Consider the following 16,374-nt stretch of genomic DNA (forward strand, 5'->3'; position numbering starts at 1 on the left):
GCGCTCGCCGCGGTGGCCGCCGGGATCCTCCAGCTTGATGACGTCGGCGCGCTGGTCGGCGAGGAGCTGGGTGCCGTAGGCGCCGTTGACGACGCTGGTGAGGTCCAGGATTCGGATGCCGCTCAAGGGTCCGGTGGCGGCGCCGGCCAGCGGCTTGACGCCAGCCCTGTTTACTTCCGCCACGTTACGCCTCCCCTCACTCGCCCGCGTCGTTATGATGGGCGCCGACAAGAACAGCAAATGACGGTGGGGACGGCCAGTGGACTTCGAACTTTCCGAAGAGCACCGCATGCTCAAGGACCTGGTCGCCAGGTTCGTGAAGGACGAGCTGATGCCGCTCGAAGCCGGCGTCATGCAGCGCGAGGCCGAGGGCAAGGGGCTCGGAATCCCGAAGGAAGACTACGAGCGCCTGGACAAGCGGGCCCATGAGCTGGGCCTTTTCGGACTGGACGCGCCGGAGGACGTGGGCGGCTCGGACCTGCCAATGACCGCCATGGTGGGCGTCGAGGAGGAGATCGGACGCACCGTCACCCCCTACACCCTGCCGCCGGACAGCCCGAACCTGCGGATGCTGATGCAGACGGTCGACGACCGCCAGCGCGCCGCCTACCTGGCGCCCTACGTGGCCGGGAAGACCATCTCGGCGATCGGCATCTCCGAGCCCGGCGCGGGGTCCGACCCGGCGGGCATGACCACCCGGGCCGTGCGGGACGGCGACGACTGGGTGATCAACGGCCGAAAAATCTGGATCTCACGGGCTGAAGAGGCCGATTTCACGATTCTCATGGCCGTGACCGACACCGAGAAGCGGGCGCGGGGCGGCATTTCGGCGTTCCTGATCGACAAGGGTACGCCGGGCTTCAACGTCCTGCGCAAGATCCCGATGATCGCCGGCGCCGCCACCTATGAGATCGCCCTGGAGGACTGCCGGGTCGAGGGGTGGAAGCTGCTCGGCCAGGAGGGCGCCGGGTTCGCGCCGATGCAGACGCGCCTGGGCACCCGGCGGATCCAGATGGCGGCCTGGTCGGTGGGCATGGCGCAGCGAGCGCTGGACATGATCCTGGAGTACGCGCCGCAGCGGAAGACCTTCGGGATGCCGCTGAGCGAACGCCAGGCGATCCAGTTCTGGGTGGCCGAGGCGGCGACCAAGATCCACGCCACCCGGCTGATGACCTACGACTGCGCCTGGAAGCTCGACAATGGGCGTGACGTCCGGTCCGAGATCTCGATGATCAAGTATTTCGCCACCGAGATGGCCTACGAGACGGTGGATCGCGCCATGCAGGCCTTCGGCGCCATGGGGATGACCAAGGAGATCCCGCTGCAGCTGATGCAGGCCAAGCTGCGCACGATGCGGATTTATGACGGGCCCACCGAAGTGCATAAGTGGGTGGTGGCGCGCAACATGCTGGGGACCAGACGATGAAGCCGATGTCGTGGGGTGAGCACATCACCTCGAAGGTCGAGGGCCACGTGCTCGTGGTGACGATCGACAAGCCGCCGTTCAATCACGTCAGCGTGGACCTGATGAGCGACCTGGCGTTCTGCCTGGAGGCCGGCGACAAGGAAGTCCGCATCCGGGCCAGCGTGATCCAGGCCGACGGCAAGGCGTTCTGCGCCGGGGCCGACTTCGCCAGCCCGACGGACGCGGTCGGGAGCGGGATGGCGGGGATCAACGCCCTCTACACCCAGGCGGTGCGGCTGTTCTCGATCGAGAAGCCGATCGTGGCGGCGGTGCAGGGCGCGGCGGTGGGCGCGGGCCTGGGCCTGGCCATGGTCGCCGATTTCCGGGTGGCGAGCCCCGAAGCGCGGTTCGCCGCCAACTTCGTGAAGCTGGCCTTCCACCCTGGCTTCGGCCTCACCCACACCCTGCCGCGGGCCATCGGCGAGCATCGGGCCAACCTGATGTTCCTCACCGGCCGCCGCGTGAAGGCCGAGGACGCCCTCGGCTGGGGACTGGTGGACGAAGTGGCGCCGGCCGACGAGTTGCGCGCCGCGGCCCTGCGCCTCGCAGACGAGATCGCCGAGAACGCGCCGCTGGCGGTGGTGGCCACACGCAAGACCCTGCGTGGGGATCTCGCAGCCGCCGTGAAGGAACAGACCGACCACGAGCATATCCAGCAGACGGCGCTGCGGGCGACCGACGACTTCAAGGAAGGCGTCAAGGCCGTCGCCGAGCGGCGGGCCGGCAACTTCCAGGGCCGCTGAGCGTGAGGCTGGCCCCCGCAGCCTTGCTGCTCGGCCTCGCCCTCTGCTCTTCCGCGTCGGCCCAGGTGCAGGCGCGGACGCGGCCGGACGCCGTGGGCGACACCTACCGCTACCGCAGCGAGACCCGCTACGCGGAGAAGAGCCGCGACGGCATGGAGGCCCAGGTCAACAGCCAGGTCTTCGAACTCAAGGTGCTGGGGGTCAGTCCTGAGGGCCTGCGGGTGCGCTACACGCTGGTGGAAGCCACCGTCGCCGATACCGCCGGCCCGGCCATGAAGGCGCCGCTGCAGGCGGCCGTCGGCGGGGTGCTGGACTTCCGGATGGACCGCAATGGCATGGTTACGGCGGTCGACAACTGGCCGGACTACAAGGCCAGGTTCCTGGGCAAGATCGACGCGGCGCTGCCGGCCGGCGACCAGATCCGCAACATCGTCCACCAGCGCATGAACCAGGATCCGGTCGAGGCCGCCCAGGACCTCGTGCTGGGCGACCTGGCCCTGTTGCGGGCGATGGAGTTGCGCGGGCCGGTGGCGCTGGGGCGGGTGGAGTCCCTCGACACGCGGCGGCGCCCGCCGCCCAGGGTGGTCACCGAGACCTCGGTCAAGACTCCCGGCTGCGTGCTGCATATCAACCGCGTCACCACCGGGACCACGGTGGGCGCCGTCCAGAAGACCACCGCCGACGCCGACGTCTCGGTCAAGGACGGCCGGGTGCTGAGCTTCACCCAGAACCGCGTCGAACGGGCGGGGGCAACGGTGGTGGACGAGCGACTGATGATCAAGCGGCTCAGCGCGGCGCCGGGGTGTCCTTAGGGTTTTCCTTTCCCGCAAGCGGGAAAGGAAGGCGGCCGGCTGCGCCCTATCCCTCGGAGAACCGCACGCCCGCGGCGCGTTCGCACTCCGCGGCCAGTTCCTTGAAGAGCAGCGACAGGATCACCAGCGCGCGGCCTTCGACGTCGGGGGCCTCGGCGCCGGGATGCCAGTCGACGGCCATGTCGAAGGCGAGCTCCGGGATCAGCGCGTTCCTCGCCAGGACGCTGACCACCGCCGAACCGGGACCGCCGGGCCGGCCCTTGGCGTCCAGCAGCCAGCGCAGGTGCTCCGGAACGGGCTGAGGCGCCGCTGGGGTCATAGACGCTCCATCTGCTCCAGCTGGCGCGCCGCGCCGACGATGGCGGGGTACGGATGCAGGACCAGGAAGGTCGGGATGTCGCGGACGTAGTTGTAGAGCCGGCCCTTGTCCTCGAACCGGCGGCGGAACTGCCCGGACGCCAGCCGTTCGGCGATGCGGGGCGCGATGCCGCCCGAGACGTAGACGCCGCCGCGGGCGCCGTAGGTCATGGCGAGATCGCCCGCCACCGCGCCCAGCATGCCGACGAACCGGTCCAGCGCCGCCGAGGCCAGGGGGTCGCCCACCAGCCCCTCGCGCGTGACCTCGCGCTCGTCGACCAGGGTCGCGGGCTTCTTGTCCAGGGCCGCGAGCGTCGAATAGATCGCATAGAGGCCGTGGCCGGACAGCAGACGCTCGATTGAGACCCGGCCGTAGAGGGCGTTGAGGCGCCGCCAGATCTCGACCTCCACCTCGTCGTGCGGAGCGAAGGCGGCGTGGCCGCCCTCGGTGGGAATAGCGATATCGGCGCGGTCGTTGCGCGCGAGGGCCGCGACGCCGAACCCGGTGCCGGCGCCCAGGGCCACGATGGGGCAGTCGTGGGCGCCACGGCTCGGGCCGGGGCCCAGGAGCCGCAGGTCCGGCCCCTCCAGCCGCGGGCAGGCCAGCGCCTGGGCGGCGAAGTCGTTGATCAGGTCGATGGCCTCGAACTCGAACTGGGCCAGCAGGTCGCCCTCCGAGACCGTCCAGTTGAGGTTGGTGAACTCGATCTCACCATCGACCACCGGTCCGGCGACAGCGACCACGGCCTTAGGCGGGCGCTTCTTGCCTGCGGTGGTCTCGATGTACTCGGCGATGATGTCGGAGAGGCTCGAGTAGTCCCTGCACGCGAAGGTGCGTGGGTTGCGAATGTGGCCCTGGCCGTCGATCAGCGCGAAACGGGCGTTGGTGCCGCCCACGTCGCCCACCAGCCCCACCCATTGAGGCTTCATCAGGCGGCCTCGAACAGGGCGCAGGCGCCGGCGTCGGCGGGGCCTGCGGCCTGGCGCATCCACCCGAACAGCTCGCGGCCGAAGCCGCGGTCGGCGGGCGGGCAGACCGCGGCCTGCCTTCGCATCAGCTCGCGGGCCTCGACGTGGATCTCCAGCGTGCCGGCCTCGCCGTCGAGGCGGATGACGTCGCCGGTCTTCACGTACGCCAGCGGCCCGCCGGCGGCGGCCTCCGGGGTCATGTGGATGGCGGCCGGCACCTTGCCGCTGGCGCCGGACATCCGCCCGTCGGTGACCAGGGCGACCTTGTGGCCACGGTCCTGCAGCACGCCCAGGGTCGGGGTCAGGGAGTGCAGTTCCGGCATGCCGTTGGCCTTGGGGCCCTGGAAGCGGACCACCGCGATGAAGTCGCGGTCGAGCTCGCCGCGCCGGTGGGCGGCCAGAAGCTCGTCCTGGTCCTCGAAGACGATGGCGGGCGCCTCGACGATGCGGTTGGCGGGCTTCACGGCCGAGGTCTTCATCACGCCGCGGCCGAGGCTGCCCTTGAGCACCCGCATGCCGCCCTCTGCCTCGAACGGATCGTCGGCGGGGCGCAGGATGTCGCGGTTCAGGCTCTCGGCAGGCCCGTCGCGCCACACCAGCTTGCCGCCGTCCAGGAACGGCTCGCGCTGATAGCGGCGCAGGCCGGCGCCGGCCACTGTGACCACGTCGTCGTGGACCAGGCCGTGATCGAGGAGGGTGCGGGTGACGTAGCTCATGCCTCCGGCGGCGTGGAAGGCGTTCACGTCCTCGGTGCCGCTTGGATAGACGTGCGCGATCAGCGGCGTGACGTGGCTGAGGTCGTGGAAGTCCTCCCAGGCGATCTGCAGGCCCGCCGCGCGGCCCATGGCCAGGATGTGCAGCGTGTGGTTGGTCGACCCACCGGTCGCCAGCAGGCCGGCGATGGCGTTGACCATGCTCTTGGCGTCCACCACCGCCGAGAAGGGGGTGTAGTCGTTGCCGCCGTCGCGGATCTCCACCGCCCGCTTCGGCGCGGCGGCCGTAAGGGCGTCGCGAAGCGGCGTGTTCGGGGTGACGAAGGCGGCGCCCGGCAGGTGCAGGCCGGTCATTTCCATCATCATCTGGTTGGTGTTGGCGGTGCCGTAGAAGGTGCAGGTGCCCGGGCCGTGGTAGCTCTTCATCTCGCTCTCGAGGAGCTCGTCGCGCGTAGCCTTGCCTTCGGCGTAGAGGCCGCGAACCCGGGCCTTCTCGCCGTTGGAGATGCCCGAGGTCATCGGACCGCCGGGCACGAAGATGGTGGGCAGGTGGCCGAAGCTGGCGGCGCCGATGAACAGACCCGGCACGATCTTGTCGCAGATCCCCAGCATCAATGCCGCGTCGAAGCAGTCGTGGGTGAGCGCGATGGCCGTGCTCATGGCGATCACGTCGCGCGAGAACAGCGACAGCTCCATGCCGGGCCGGCCCTGAGTGACCCCGTCGCACATGGCCGGCACGCCGCCGGCGTACTGGGCGGTGGCGCCGACCTCGTGGGCGGCCGCGCGGATGATGTCGGGGAAGCGCTCATAGGGCTGATGGGCCGAGAGCATGTCGTTGTAGGCGGAAACGATGGCGACGTTGGGCGCCGACGGGTTGCGCATCCGCTGCTTGTCCTCGCCGGGCAGGGCGGCAAACGCGTGGGCCCAGTTGGCGCAGGAGAGCTTGCCGCGCCCCGGCCCGGCCGCCCGCGCGGCCTCCATCCGCTCCAGATAGTCGGCGCGGGTCTCGCGGCTGCGCTCGACGATGCGCTGAGTGACCTCGGCGGTTACGGGATGCATGCTGGCTAGTCTCCGGGTTCCCAGAAGATGCGCACCGGCGCCTTCGCTTGCGAGAGCAGCCGGCCCACCGGCAGGTCTTCGCCCGCCTGGGCGCGCCGGAGCACCTCGCGCTTAGCCCCGCCCGCGATCAAGAGGAAGATGGCCCGTGCATTGGTGAGCGCGCTGAGGGTGAGCGTTATGCGGGCAACCGGAGGCTTGCCGAGTCCCGCCGGCACCGGGCGCATCATATCCTCGGTGGTCAGTGCGTCGGTCAGTCCAGGGTCGCCCGGGATCATCGAGGCGATATGGCCGTCCTCCCCCATGCCCAGCATCACCGCATCGAACGGCATCATGTCGGCGATGGCCTGCGCTTCGAGCTCGTGCGCGGGCCACAACGGCAGGAACCGGGCCCGCGCCACGGGGCCGACCAGCAGGCGCTCGCGCAGCAGGCGGACGTTCGAGTCGGGCGTGCCGGCGTCCACCCCGCGGTCGTCGGAAAGGGTGATGGTGACCAGGCTCCAGTCGATCGGCGCGGCGCGCAGGCGGTCGTAAGTGGCCCCGGGCGAGCGGCCGCCGGTGGCGACCAGAGAGGCGCGGCCGCGCGCCTCGATCGCCTGGGCGAGCTGCGCGGTGATGGCCTCGGCGGCGGCATCGGCCAGGGCGGAGGCGTGGGGGAACGTTTCGATCATGGCGTGAGGGTAACGCGCTTGCGGTGCAAAACGCGCCACGGCCTTTCCTTTCCCAGGAGCGGGAAAGGAAAGTGCACGGGCTGGCCTCTACTCCGACCAGGCCCTGCCGAAGCGTTCGATGAGGGCGAAGGCGCCGGAGGGGCCCCAGCTGCCGGCGGCGTAGGGCTTTGGCGTCAGCTTGGCCTCAGCCCAGGCGTCGGCGACGCCGTCGACCCAGCGCCAGGCCTCTTCCACCTCGTCGCGGCGGACGAAGAGGGTGGCGTCGCCGTGGATCACGTCCAGCAGCAGGCGCTCGTAGGCGATGCGCCGGCGCGCCCCCGGTCCCTCGTAGGCGCGTAGCAGGCTGAGCGAGAGCGGCATGGACTGCAGGCGCATGCCCCCCTGGCTGATGCCGGGCGCCTTGTTCATCAGGGTGAGGCTGATGTCCTCATCCGGCTGCAAGTCGATGACCAGGCGGTTGGCGACCAGGTCCTGGGTCGAGGCCAGGCCGAAGATCGAGTGTGGCACTGGCTTGAACTGCAGCGAGATCTGGGTGCGCTTCTCCGGCATCCGCTTGCCGGTGCGTAGGAAGAACGGCACGCCGGCCCAGCGCCAGTTGTCGATGTCGGCTCGCAACGCCACGAAGGTCTCGGTGCCGCTCTTCTCGCCCCGCTCGGCCTCGTATCCCTCGACCGCTTTGCCGCCCACCACGCCCGGCGTGTATTGTCCTCGGACGGACCGATCAGTAACGTCGGCGCGAGTGACGCGTCGGAGGGAGCGCAGGACCTTCACCTTCTCGTTGCGCACCGAGTCCGGCTCCATGTCGGCCGGCGGTTCCATGGCCACCAGGCAGAGCAGCTGCAGCATGTGGTTCTGCAGCATGTCGCGCAGGGCCCCATACTCGTCGTAGTACGGCCACCGCTCCCCGACGCCCTCGGTCTCGGCGACCGTGATCTGGACGTGGTCGATCGTGAGGTTGTTCCACAGAGGCTCGAAAAGGGTGTTGGCGAACCGCAGGGCAATGAGGTTCTGCACCGTCTCCTTGCCCAGGTAGTGGTCGATACGGAAGATCTGGTTCTCGCCGAACACCGCTCCGAGAGCGGTGTTGATTTCGCGCGAGGTCTCCAGGTCGCGGCCGATGGGCTTTTCGAGGACGATGCGGGTGTGGTCGTCCACGAGGCCCGCGGCCCTCAGGGCCGCGGTGACCCGTTCGTACAGGCTGGGTGAGATGGCCAGGTAGAAGAACGGCGACGTCGCGCCCTGCAGCGCCGTACAGAGCCTGGCCGCGCCCTCGGCCTGGGTGGCGTCGGCGGCGACGTAGGTCAGCCGGGCGCAGAAGCGCGCCCAGACAGCCGGTTCGACGCCTTCGGAGCGCTCGGTGAGCGCCCCGCGCACCACGTCCAGGAAGGCCGGCGTGTCCATCTCCGTGCGCGCCGTGGCCACGATGCGGAAGCCCGGCGGCAGGAAACCGTCCGCGTCGAGGAAGTAGAGCGAGGCCAGCAGCATGCGGCGCGCCAGGTCGCCGGTGGCGCCGAACAGCACGATCGCGTCAGCCTGCGGCACTGGCATCTACGGGTCCTCCGTGGGAGGCGGGAGAGGAGCCCCCAGCCGGCCCCGGGGTCAAGAGGGGTCGCCTCGCGCTTCAGAGCATCCGTCGCATGTGGCCTCTGAAGCTGCGCCGCCGCGCCGACCCCCCCGCGGGCGCCGTGGGCTCCGCGGCCGCTTAGGGCTGTGGCCGCCCAGCATCCTGGGCGTCGAGCTGGGCTTTGCGGAAGTTGGTGCGCACGCCGCTTGGCGAGCCGAACTCCATCAGCTGGTCGCGGTTTGGATCGTAGGCTGGCCACGGCGTGGCCCCGCAGGTCGGGGTCCCGGTGCGGGCGAAGGTGACCCAGCAGCCGTGCATCAGGCTGGCCATGGCCCGGTCCTCGTCGGAGACGGCGCTCATCGGCGTGCGGCGTCCCCAGTATTCCCACACGTACTGGATCTCCGCCGCGTGGGCCGCGGTGGTGACGCGTGGGCGGAAGCGCGTGCCGACGTAGGAGAAGTGGTAGAGCCACGCAGGCTTGCCGGGCGCGGCCTGGGCGGCGACCCAACGGGCGGGGGCGCCGAAAACGCGGTCGGTGAAGGCTTCCCGGCCGGCTGGAGTCCGATCGGCCTGCGTGCTTGCGAGAAGCCCGCCGAAGGCCACCGAGTCCTCTCCGGAGTTCCAGCCGATGATCAGGGGCACGTCGGCGGCGCGGCGGCTGGCCAACGCCTGGGCGGGCGTCTCGGTCATCAGCCGGCCGTCCTGGAAGGGACCGTAGTCGCCGGCGAGGGGAACGAGCGGCTCGAACGGGATGGCGCGCAGCTCCCTGGCCGTCGCGCTCGGCGCTGCGCCCGCCTGGACAAGGGCGGCGGATCCGACGGCCTCCATCTCCCGCAGCGTTCTGGGCGGGCCCCAGCCGCCGCCCGACTGGACGATGGCCTTGTGGTAGAGTCCCCGGGCGCTGGGCGTGGCCAGAATTGCCAACACGCTGGCCCCGCCCGCGCTCTCGCCGAAGATGGTGACGTTGCCGGGATCGCCGCCGAAGGCCGCGATGTTGCGCTTCACCCACTTCAGCGCCGCGACCTGATCCATCAGTCCGAAATTGCCGGTGGGCTGCTTGCCTGCGGCATTGGTGAGCGCGGGGTGGGCCAGGTAGCCAAGGGCGCCCAGGCGGTAGTTGATCGAGACGATGACCACTCCGTCGCGGGCGAAGTTCTGGCCGTCATAGACCCAGCCCGCGCCCACGCGGTGGCCGCCGCCATGGATCCAGACCATCACTGGCGCCTTCTTCGCCGCCTTCGGGGCGAAGATGTAGAGTTGCAGGCAATCCTCCGAGACAGGGCCGTTGGCCCCGCCGAAGGCGTTGGGCGTGCCGTCCGCGTTCATCGGCTGTGGGCAGGAGGGGCCGTTCTTCGTCGCATCGCGCTCGCCGGGCCAGGCGGGCGGTGGGCCGGGTGGGCCCCAGCGCAGGGCGCCCACCGGGGCCGCGGCATAGGGCACGGCTCGGAAGACGTGGGCCCGCTCTGTCGCCTCGCCGACCACCTCGCCGGCCTGGGTGCGGACCTTCACCGGCTCGGCGCACGCCACACCGCCCAGCATCAGCGCCGCCGCCAGGGCGCTTGCGAACCGGATCATGCCGTCCTCCCGATCGTTCGCCGCGATTAGTCCCGGAATGGGCGTCGCGCGCAACGGGGCGGCCGTCTACCGATCCTCCCTCGCAGGGGGAGGTGGCCCGAAGGGCCGGAGGGGGTTGAAGGGCAGGGCGTCGCCGCGGCCCATGGCCTCGACCTCACCCAGGATGGTTCGAAGGGCGTCATCGACCGATTCCAGCACCAGGGAGGCGGACATTCGGAGGGTGTGGATACCCTGCTCCCTTAGCCAAGCATCGCGCCGCTCATCGCGGTCAGGTCGATCGCCAAATCCGTGGCTGCCGCCATCCACTTCGACGGCCAGCCGCAGCCGCGCACAATAGAAGTCGAGGATGTAGGGCCCGATCGGATGTTGCTTGCGGAAACGGAGACCCTCGAGTCCGCCGCCCTTGAGCGCCTGCCAGAGCAGGACTTCCGGGAGGCTCATGGACCGGCGCAAGGACTTCGCGAAATCCTTCGTGGGGCGTGGTGTAGGGGTCGATGTCGTGTTCCAGCGCGCCATCGGTCCTGCCCCTCAACCCCCTCAGTCAGCTTCGCTGACAGCTCCCCCTGTGGGGGGAGCATCTGTGCAAGGGCTCACCCCGCCTTGCGCAGGCGCTTGGCGCTGAACATGGCGGCGTCGGCGGCCGCGATGAGGGCTTCGGGGTCGGTGTCGGGGGTGAGTTCGACAACGCCGTAGGAGAAACGCACCGGGGCGGTCCACTCGCCGAAGCGCAGCGGTTCGCGTTCGATGGCCTGTGCGAGGCTGGCGGCCTTGGCTTCGGCAGTGGCCTGGTCGGCCTGGACCAGCACGATGGCGAACTCGTCGCCGCCCATGCGGCCGATCACGTCGCTCTCGCGGACATTGGCGACCAGGCGATCTGCCACCGTTTTCAGGGCGGCGTCGCCAGCGGCGTGGCCGTAGCGATCGTTGATGGCCTTGAATCCGTCGAGGTCGACGTAGACCAGGCTGGCCGGCGAGCCATAGCGCTGGGCGAAGGTGCGCACGCGGCCGAGTTCGCGCAGGAAGGCGCGTCGATTGAGCAGCGGGGTGAGCGCGTCGCGATCGGCCAGCCCCTCGGCCTCGGTCAGGCGCGCCTTCAGTCGGCCCACCTCGCCCCGCAGATCGTCGAGTTCGGTGAGCAGAGTCTGGATGGCCTGGCGGACGGCGGGCGTCATCTCCGCCTCCGGTACGCCCAGGATCTGTACGGTGTCGGTCCGCGCCTGCGCCGCCGGCAATGCCGCGCCGGCCTGGGTCAAGGCGCGCTCGCGGGTCGCCGAGAAAGGTTCGTTTCGCGCGCCGGTGACCTTCATCGCCATGCCCCGAATGGTTAACGCCAGTCGATACTACTGCGGTTAAGGGATTCTGACCGGCGTCGATTGCGCGCACCCGGCCGGCGCCTATACTCCGCGGCCTTCCGGGGCCCCCTGACGGGAACATCATCTCCAATGAGCGCGCCTGTCGCCATCATCATGGGCAGCCGGTCCGACTGGCCGATCCTGCGCCATGCCGCCGAGATGCTGGAGGCGCTGGGCGTCCCGTACGAGGCCAAGGTGGTGTCGGCGCATCGCACGCCGGAGCGGATGTACGCCTTCGCCAAGGGCGCCAAGGCCGCCGGCGTGAAGGTGATCGTCGCAGCCGCCGGTGGGGCCGCGCACCTGCCCGGCATGACCGCCTCGCTCACCGACCTGCCGGTGCTGGGCGTGCCGATCGAAAGCAAGGCGCTCAAGGGGATGGATAGCCTGCTCTCCATCGTTCAGATGCCGGGCGGGATCCCGGTCGGGACCCTGGCGATCGGCGAGGCCGGCGCCAAGAACGCCGGGCTGTTGGCGGCGCGCATCCTGGCGCTTTCCGACGAGGCGCTGGCCGCCCGCCTCGCGGCCTTCGCCGCCAAGCAGACCGCCGATGTCTCCGAGGCGGTCGAGTAGGGATCATGGCCACCCTCCCGCTTCCCCCGGGCTCCACCCTCGGCATCATCGGGGGCGGCCAACTGGGCCGCATGCTGGCGTTGGCCGCCGCGCGGCTGGGGTTCGACGTGGCGGTGCTTGAGCGCGACGCCGACAGCCCCGCCGGCCGGGTGGCGGCCCACACCATCGTCGGCGGCTACACCGACCGCGCGGCGCTGGCTCAGCTGGCGGCGCTCGCCAGCGTGGTCACCTACGAGTTCGAGAACGTGCCGGCCGAAGCGGTGCGGATCCTGCAGTCGCTGGGCGTGGAGACCGCGCCGGGCGCACAGGCCCTGGCGGTGGCGCAGGACCGAGTGGCCGAGAAGCAGTTCCTCAACGCCAACGGCGCGCCGACCGTGGCTTTCGCCGCCGCCGACACGGCCGAGGAGGCTCTGAGCGCTGCGGCGGTGATCGGCGCGCCGCTGCTGATGAAGACCCGGCGCGAGGGCTACGACGGCAAGGGCCAGCGCTGGGTCGAGCACGTCGCCGACGCGGCCGCGGCTTTCGCCGCGCTTGGCGGCGTGCCGGTGATCCTGGAGGCGCCGGCCGACTTCGTGCGCGAGCTGTCGATCATCGCCGCCCGCGGCCGCGATGGCGCGACGGCCATCTATCCCCTGGCCGAGAACCACCACGAGGGCGGCATCTTGCGCCGCAGCCTGGCGCCCGCCGACGTCGGGTCGAACCTGGCGGAACAGGCTGAACGGATCGCCGCGCGCATCCTGGGCGGCCTGGAGTACGTGGGCGTCGTGGGCGTAGAGCTGTTCGAGCTGCGCGACGGACGCCTGCTGGTCAACGAGATCGCGCCCAGGGTCCACAACACCGGCCACTGGACGCAGGACGGCTGCGAGGTTGACCAGTTCGAACAGCACGTCCGCGCGGTGGCCGGCTGGCCTCTGGGGCCGACCGCCGCGATCGCGCGGGTGGAGATGCTGAACCTGCTGGGCGACGAGGTCGACGCCTGGGCGAAGCTGGCCCACGAGCCGGAAACCCGGCTGCACCTTTACGGCAAGCGCGAGGCAAAGCCCGGCCGCAAGATGGGCCACGTGAACAAGCTGAAGCCGCTGTAGGGCCTGCGCCGTGACATCGCCGGAATCCGCATGCGATAGTCCCGCGTCGGGGACAGTTGCATGACGTTGAAGGCTCGATTGGCCGCGGTCTTCCAGGCGCCGGCAGGCCGGCCGCGAGGCCGCCGCTTCGGCCTCGCGATGCTGGTGATGGCGGTCCTCTGCGTCATCTGCGGCCCCTTCTTCATCGACAGCATCGCGGTGAACGGCCCGCAGGTGCGGGGCGGGGAGATCAGCTTCGGCGGCTGGGGTCCGCTGGACGCGCCGGTTCCGCTGAAAGGCGAGTGGCGCGCCGACTGGCTCGCCCCGGGGCCCACGGGCAGCTTCCTCGCCAAGGTGCCCGGAACCTGGGAGGGCAAGACGGTCGGTGGCAGCACCCTGACGGAGAGCGGGGCGGCGGCCTATCACCTGCGTATCCGGGGCCTGCCCGCTGACCGCTACATGCTGTTCATCCCGAAGATCTACGCCGGCGAGCGGGTGCTGGTGAACGGCCGCCTGGTGGGCGCGGTGGGCCAGTTCGGGCTGACCCCGGAGACCAGCAAGTACCTGGGCCGGGCGCAGGAGATCATCATCGACACCGACGGGTCCGACCTGGACCTGGAGATCGACCTGTCGACCTACCACCACCGGGAGAATGGCTTCCCGGAGGCCCCGGTCATCGGCCGGATCGACGCCATGAACGACTGGATCCTGCTCGACTGGATCCGCAGCCTGCTGCTGGTCGCGTCGCTGCTCTTGCTGGGCTGCCTGTCGGCGGTGATCTTCGTGTTCCGGCCGGAGGATCGCACGGCGTTCTACCTGGCCATGGGCTGCGCGACCCTGCTGCCGCTGGCCGCCACGCTCAGCCACGACAACCTGATCGCGATCGGCCTGCCCGGCCTGAAATTCGAGACGATGATCTCGTTGCAGCTGCTGTCCACCACCGCGGCGCTGTCGGCGGCCCTGGCCTACGCCAACCAGCTGTTCCCGAAGGAAAGTCCGCGGCTTCCGTATCTGGCGATCCAGGGCCTGAACGGCGCCCGCTTCCTGGTCTATGTCGGCATGGCGCTGAGCGGCCAGGTCATCCTTCTCTCGAACTGGTCCGCCGCCGCCTATCCGTTCCGCATCATCGTGCTGGTCTACATCCTGGGCGTGGTGATCGCCGCCTGCGTGCGCCGCCGCGACGGGGCCTGGCTCTTCCTGTTCGGTCTGGGCGCAATGCTGTCGAGCGTCGTCTACACCGACCTCACCTCGAACGCCGGGTTCCCGCGGCCCTTCAACCTCAACCTCCTGCCAATCGGCATGCTGCTTCTGCTGTTCTCGCAGCTGGTGCTGCTGGCGGAGCGCTGGGCGGTGGCGATCGGCACCGAGGCGCAGGCCAACAGCGACCTGCGCCGGCTGCTGGACGTCAACATCTCGATCACCAGCGAGATGCAGCTGGAGACCCTGCTGACCAAGGTCGTAGAGGTGACCTCCAAGGTCATCCGCGCCGATCGCACGTCGCTGTTCCTCCACGATCCCAAGCGGCGCGAGCTGTTCTCGGTGGTCGCCGAAGGCCTGGACACGCGCCAGATCCGCTTCCCCGCCACCGACGGCCTGGCCGGCTGGGTGTTCACCCACGGCGAGGCGGTGAACCTTGCCGACGCCTATGCCGACCCGCGCTTCAATCGCCAGATCGACGCCGCCACGGGCTACCGCACCCAGGGGGTCCTGACCGTGCCGGTGACCGCCCGCGACGGCCGCCGGCTGGGGGTGATGCAGGCCCTGAACCGGCTGGACGGCGCCAGCTTCGACACGGCTGACCTGGAGCGAATGAGCGCGTTCGCCGCCCAGGCGGCCGTGGCCATCGACAATGCCACCTTGTTCTCCGACGTAGCCGCGGAGCGCAACTATAACGAAAGCATCCTGCGCTCGATGTCTGCCGGCGTGGTGACGCTGGACCGCGAGGTCAAGCAGGCCAAGCTGAACGCCGCGGCCGCGCGCATCCTGCAGGCGCCGGTGACGCGGCTCGAAGGCGTCGACGTGCGCGCCTGGATCGCCAACTCCAACCCCGACCTGCTCACGGAGATCGATGCTGTCGCCAAGGGCGGGCCGTCGCGCACGCTGCTGGACGCCGATGTGCGCACGGCCCGCGGCCACACCATCTCGGCCAATCTGTCGATCGTCCCGCTGATCGGCGAGAAGGGCGCGGCGGGCCTGCTGATCCTCATCGAGGACATCAGTGAGGGCAAACGCATGCAGTCGGCGATGCGCCGCTTCATGAGCCAGAAGGTTGTGGACCAGGTGATGGACCACGACCAGGACGAGCTTCTGTTCGGCACCGCCTGCCGCGCCAGCGTCTTGTTCGCCGACATCCGCAACTTCACCTCCCTGGCCGAAACCCTGCAGCCGCGCCAGACCGTGGACATGCTGAACGAGGTATTCAGCGAGCTGGTTGAGGCGGTTTCGGCGCACGACGGGGTGCTGGACAAGTTCCTCGGCGACGCGGTGATGGCGGTCTACGGCGCGCCGATCTCGACCCCGCGCGACCCGCAGAACGCGGTGGAGAGCGCCGTCGCCATGCTGGAGATGCTGGAGGACCTCAACAAGCGCCGCCGCCGGCGGGGCCGCGACCCTCTGCATCTGGGCCTCGGGATCGCCACCGGCGACGTGGTGGCCGGCACCGTGGGGTCGCTGAAGCGGATGGACTATACGGTGATCGGCGACAGCGTGAACCTGGCGTCGCGTCTGCAGCAGCTCACGAAGCACTACCAGGTCTCGATTATCATCTGCGAGACCACCGCCGCGGCCCTGGACGGCAGCGTGCCCCTGCGCGAACTCGACACCCTGCGCGTCCGCGGCCGCCAGCAGCCGGCCAAGCTGTTCCAGGTGCTGACCGGCGATGTCGCGGACCGATCGCCGGCCCTGCAGCCCTACCAGCTGGGCCGCGACTGCCTGACCGCGCGGCGCTGGGAAGAGGCTGTGGCCGCCTTCGAGGCGGCGCTGAAGGCCGATCCCAACGACCGCCCCTCCGCCCTGATGCTTGAGCGGGCGCGCGACCTGGCGACCCGGCCGCCGCCGGAAGACTGGGATGGCGTGTGGGGCCTGACCGACGCCGCCTAGCTAGGAAGACGGTCCGCCGTAGCGCGCCCGGCCCAGGCCCTCGGCGAGGCTGGCCAGCCACGCGCCCGGCTTGAAACGCGTCGTGGTCTTCCACTTCTCGAAAGCCATGACGTTCCCGATCCGGCGGTCGGTGAACTCGAGCGCGGCCGCCCGGCCGGACGACATGCGCACCGCCAGGGCGCCGGTCAGGATGCCGGCCAGCAGCGCGCGCTTGGTGTAGTGGTTCTCGTCGGTCGCGGTGTCGCCGGCCCAGCGCCACAGCACATCGGCGCTCTCCCAGGCCAGGCTTGCGCCCAGCCCCACGTTCTGCGGCAGCGCGAGGTGGCCCGCCCAACTGCGGGTCGCGGGCTCGTCAGCCGACGCT

General features: G+C 70.2%; 16 protein-coding genes. 6 read left to right on the top strand and 10 right to left on the bottom strand.

Going from position 1 to position 16,374, the window contains the following annotated elements:
• On the bottom strand, positions 1–183 hold a 183-nt coding region (locus QZV94_RS13285; RefSeq protein WP_293678373.1), incomplete at its 3' end, for a CoA transferase.
• A gap of 76 nt (positions 184–259) precedes the next feature.
• Here QZV94_RS13285 and QZV94_RS13290 point away from each other — a divergent pair.
• The 3 genes from QZV94_RS13290 to QZV94_RS13300 are packed head-to-tail and all read left to right on the top strand — an operon-like array spanning position 260 to position 3,020.
• Positions 260–1,426 carry an acyl-CoA dehydrogenase family protein gene (locus QZV94_RS13290; RefSeq protein WP_293678374.1) on the top strand — a complete coding sequence of 389 codons (1,167 nt, stop codon included), beginning with the start codon at positions 260–262 and terminating at the stop codon, positions 1,424–1,426.
• Positions 1,423–2,208: an enoyl-CoA hydratase/isomerase family protein gene (locus QZV94_RS13295; protein WP_293678375.1), complete on the top strand. Its 786-nt coding sequence runs from the start codon at positions 1,423–1,425 to the stop codon at positions 2,206–2,208. Before QZV94_RS13290 ends, QZV94_RS13295 begins: the two co-directional genes overlap by 4 nt.
• Before the next feature lie 2 nt (positions 2,209–2,210).
• On the top strand, positions 2,211–3,020 hold the full coding sequence (locus QZV94_RS13300; RefSeq protein ID WP_293678376.1) for a hypothetical protein: 810 nt from the start codon (positions 2,211–2,213) through the stop codon (positions 3,018–3,020).
• A gap of 46 nt (positions 3,021–3,066) precedes the next feature.
• Here QZV94_RS13300 and QZV94_RS13305 read toward each other — a convergent pair whose 3' ends face one another.
• From QZV94_RS13305 to QZV94_RS13340, 8 genes are all read right to left on the bottom strand, one after another.
• Complete coding sequence (locus tag QZV94_RS13305; RefSeq protein WP_293678377.1) at positions 3,067–3,339, bottom strand: hypothetical protein; 273 nt, start codon at positions 3,337–3,339, stop codon at positions 3,067–3,069.
• Positions 3,336–4,307, bottom strand: a complete 972-nt coding sequence (gene glk, locus QZV94_RS13310; protein WP_293678378.1) for a glucokinase — start codon at positions 4,305–4,307, stop codon at positions 3,336–3,338. The genes QZV94_RS13305 and glk overlap by 4 nt, the downstream gene beginning before the upstream one ends.
• Positions 4,307–6,118, bottom strand: a complete 1,812-nt coding sequence (edd, locus tag QZV94_RS13315; protein ID WP_293678379.1) for a phosphogluconate dehydratase — start codon at positions 6,116–6,118, stop codon at positions 4,307–4,309. The genes glk and edd overlap by 1 nt, the downstream gene beginning before the upstream one ends.
• Before the next feature lie 5 nt (positions 6,119–6,123).
• On the bottom strand, positions 6,124–6,786 hold the full coding sequence (pgl, locus tag QZV94_RS13320; protein ID WP_293678380.1) for a 6-phosphogluconolactonase: 663 nt from the start codon (positions 6,784–6,786) through the stop codon (positions 6,124–6,126).
• An 87-nt stretch (positions 6,787–6,873) separates the two neighbouring features.
• Positions 6,874–8,334, bottom strand: a complete 1,461-nt coding sequence (gene zwf, locus QZV94_RS13325) for a glucose-6-phosphate dehydrogenase (protein WP_293678381.1) — start codon at positions 8,332–8,334, stop codon at positions 6,874–6,876.
• 154 nt (positions 8,335–8,488) lie between these two features.
• Entirely contained in the window at positions 8,489–9,925 is a 1,437-nt protein-coding gene (locus QZV94_RS13330; protein ID WP_293678382.1) for a carboxylesterase family protein, read from the bottom strand.
• A gap of 66 nt (positions 9,926–9,991) precedes the next feature.
• A complete protein-coding gene (locus QZV94_RS13335) occupies positions 9,992–10,441 on the bottom strand; it encodes an endonuclease domain-containing protein (protein WP_293678383.1) in 450 nt (149 codons plus the stop codon).
• Positions 10,442–10,515: 74 nt separating this feature from the next.
• Positions 10,516–11,238 (bottom strand): GGDEF domain-containing protein, encoded by a 723-nt coding sequence (locus QZV94_RS13340; RefSeq protein WP_367254438.1) that lies wholly within the window; start codon positions 11,236–11,238, stop codon positions 10,516–10,518.
• 129 nt (positions 11,239–11,367) lie between these two features.
• On the opposite strand from QZV94_RS13340, the gene purE reads away from it, so the two are divergent.
• The 3 genes from purE to QZV94_RS13355 are packed head-to-tail and all read left to right on the top strand — an operon-like array spanning position 11,368 to position 16,010.
• On the top strand, positions 11,368–11,847 hold the full coding sequence (gene purE / locus QZV94_RS13345) for a 5-(carboxyamino)imidazole ribonucleotide mutase (RefSeq protein ID WP_293678384.1): 480 nt from the start codon (positions 11,368–11,370) through the stop codon (positions 11,845–11,847).
• Between the two features lie 5 nt (positions 11,848–11,852).
• Complete coding sequence (locus tag QZV94_RS13350; RefSeq protein ID WP_293678385.1) at positions 11,853–12,932, top strand: 5-(carboxyamino)imidazole ribonucleotide synthase; 1,080 nt, start codon at positions 11,853–11,855, stop codon at positions 12,930–12,932.
• Positions 12,933–12,992: 60 nt separating this feature from the next.
• Positions 12,993–16,010, top strand: a complete 3,018-nt coding sequence (locus QZV94_RS13355) for an adenylate/guanylate cyclase domain-containing protein (protein WP_293678386.1) — start codon at positions 12,993–12,995, stop codon at positions 16,008–16,010.
• Here the strand turns inward: QZV94_RS13355 and QZV94_RS25165 are convergent, their stop codons facing one another.
• On the bottom strand, positions 16,011–16,313 hold the full coding sequence (locus tag QZV94_RS25165; protein ID WP_367254440.1) for a hypothetical protein: 303 nt from the start codon (positions 16,311–16,313) through the stop codon (positions 16,011–16,013).
• Between the last annotated feature and the right edge of the window lie 61 nt (positions 16,314–16,374).

The sequence above is a fragment of the uncultured Phenylobacterium sp. genome (assembly GCF_902826855.1).
Lineage (GTDB): Bacteria > Pseudomonadota > Alphaproteobacteria > Caulobacterales > Caulobacteraceae > Phenylobacterium.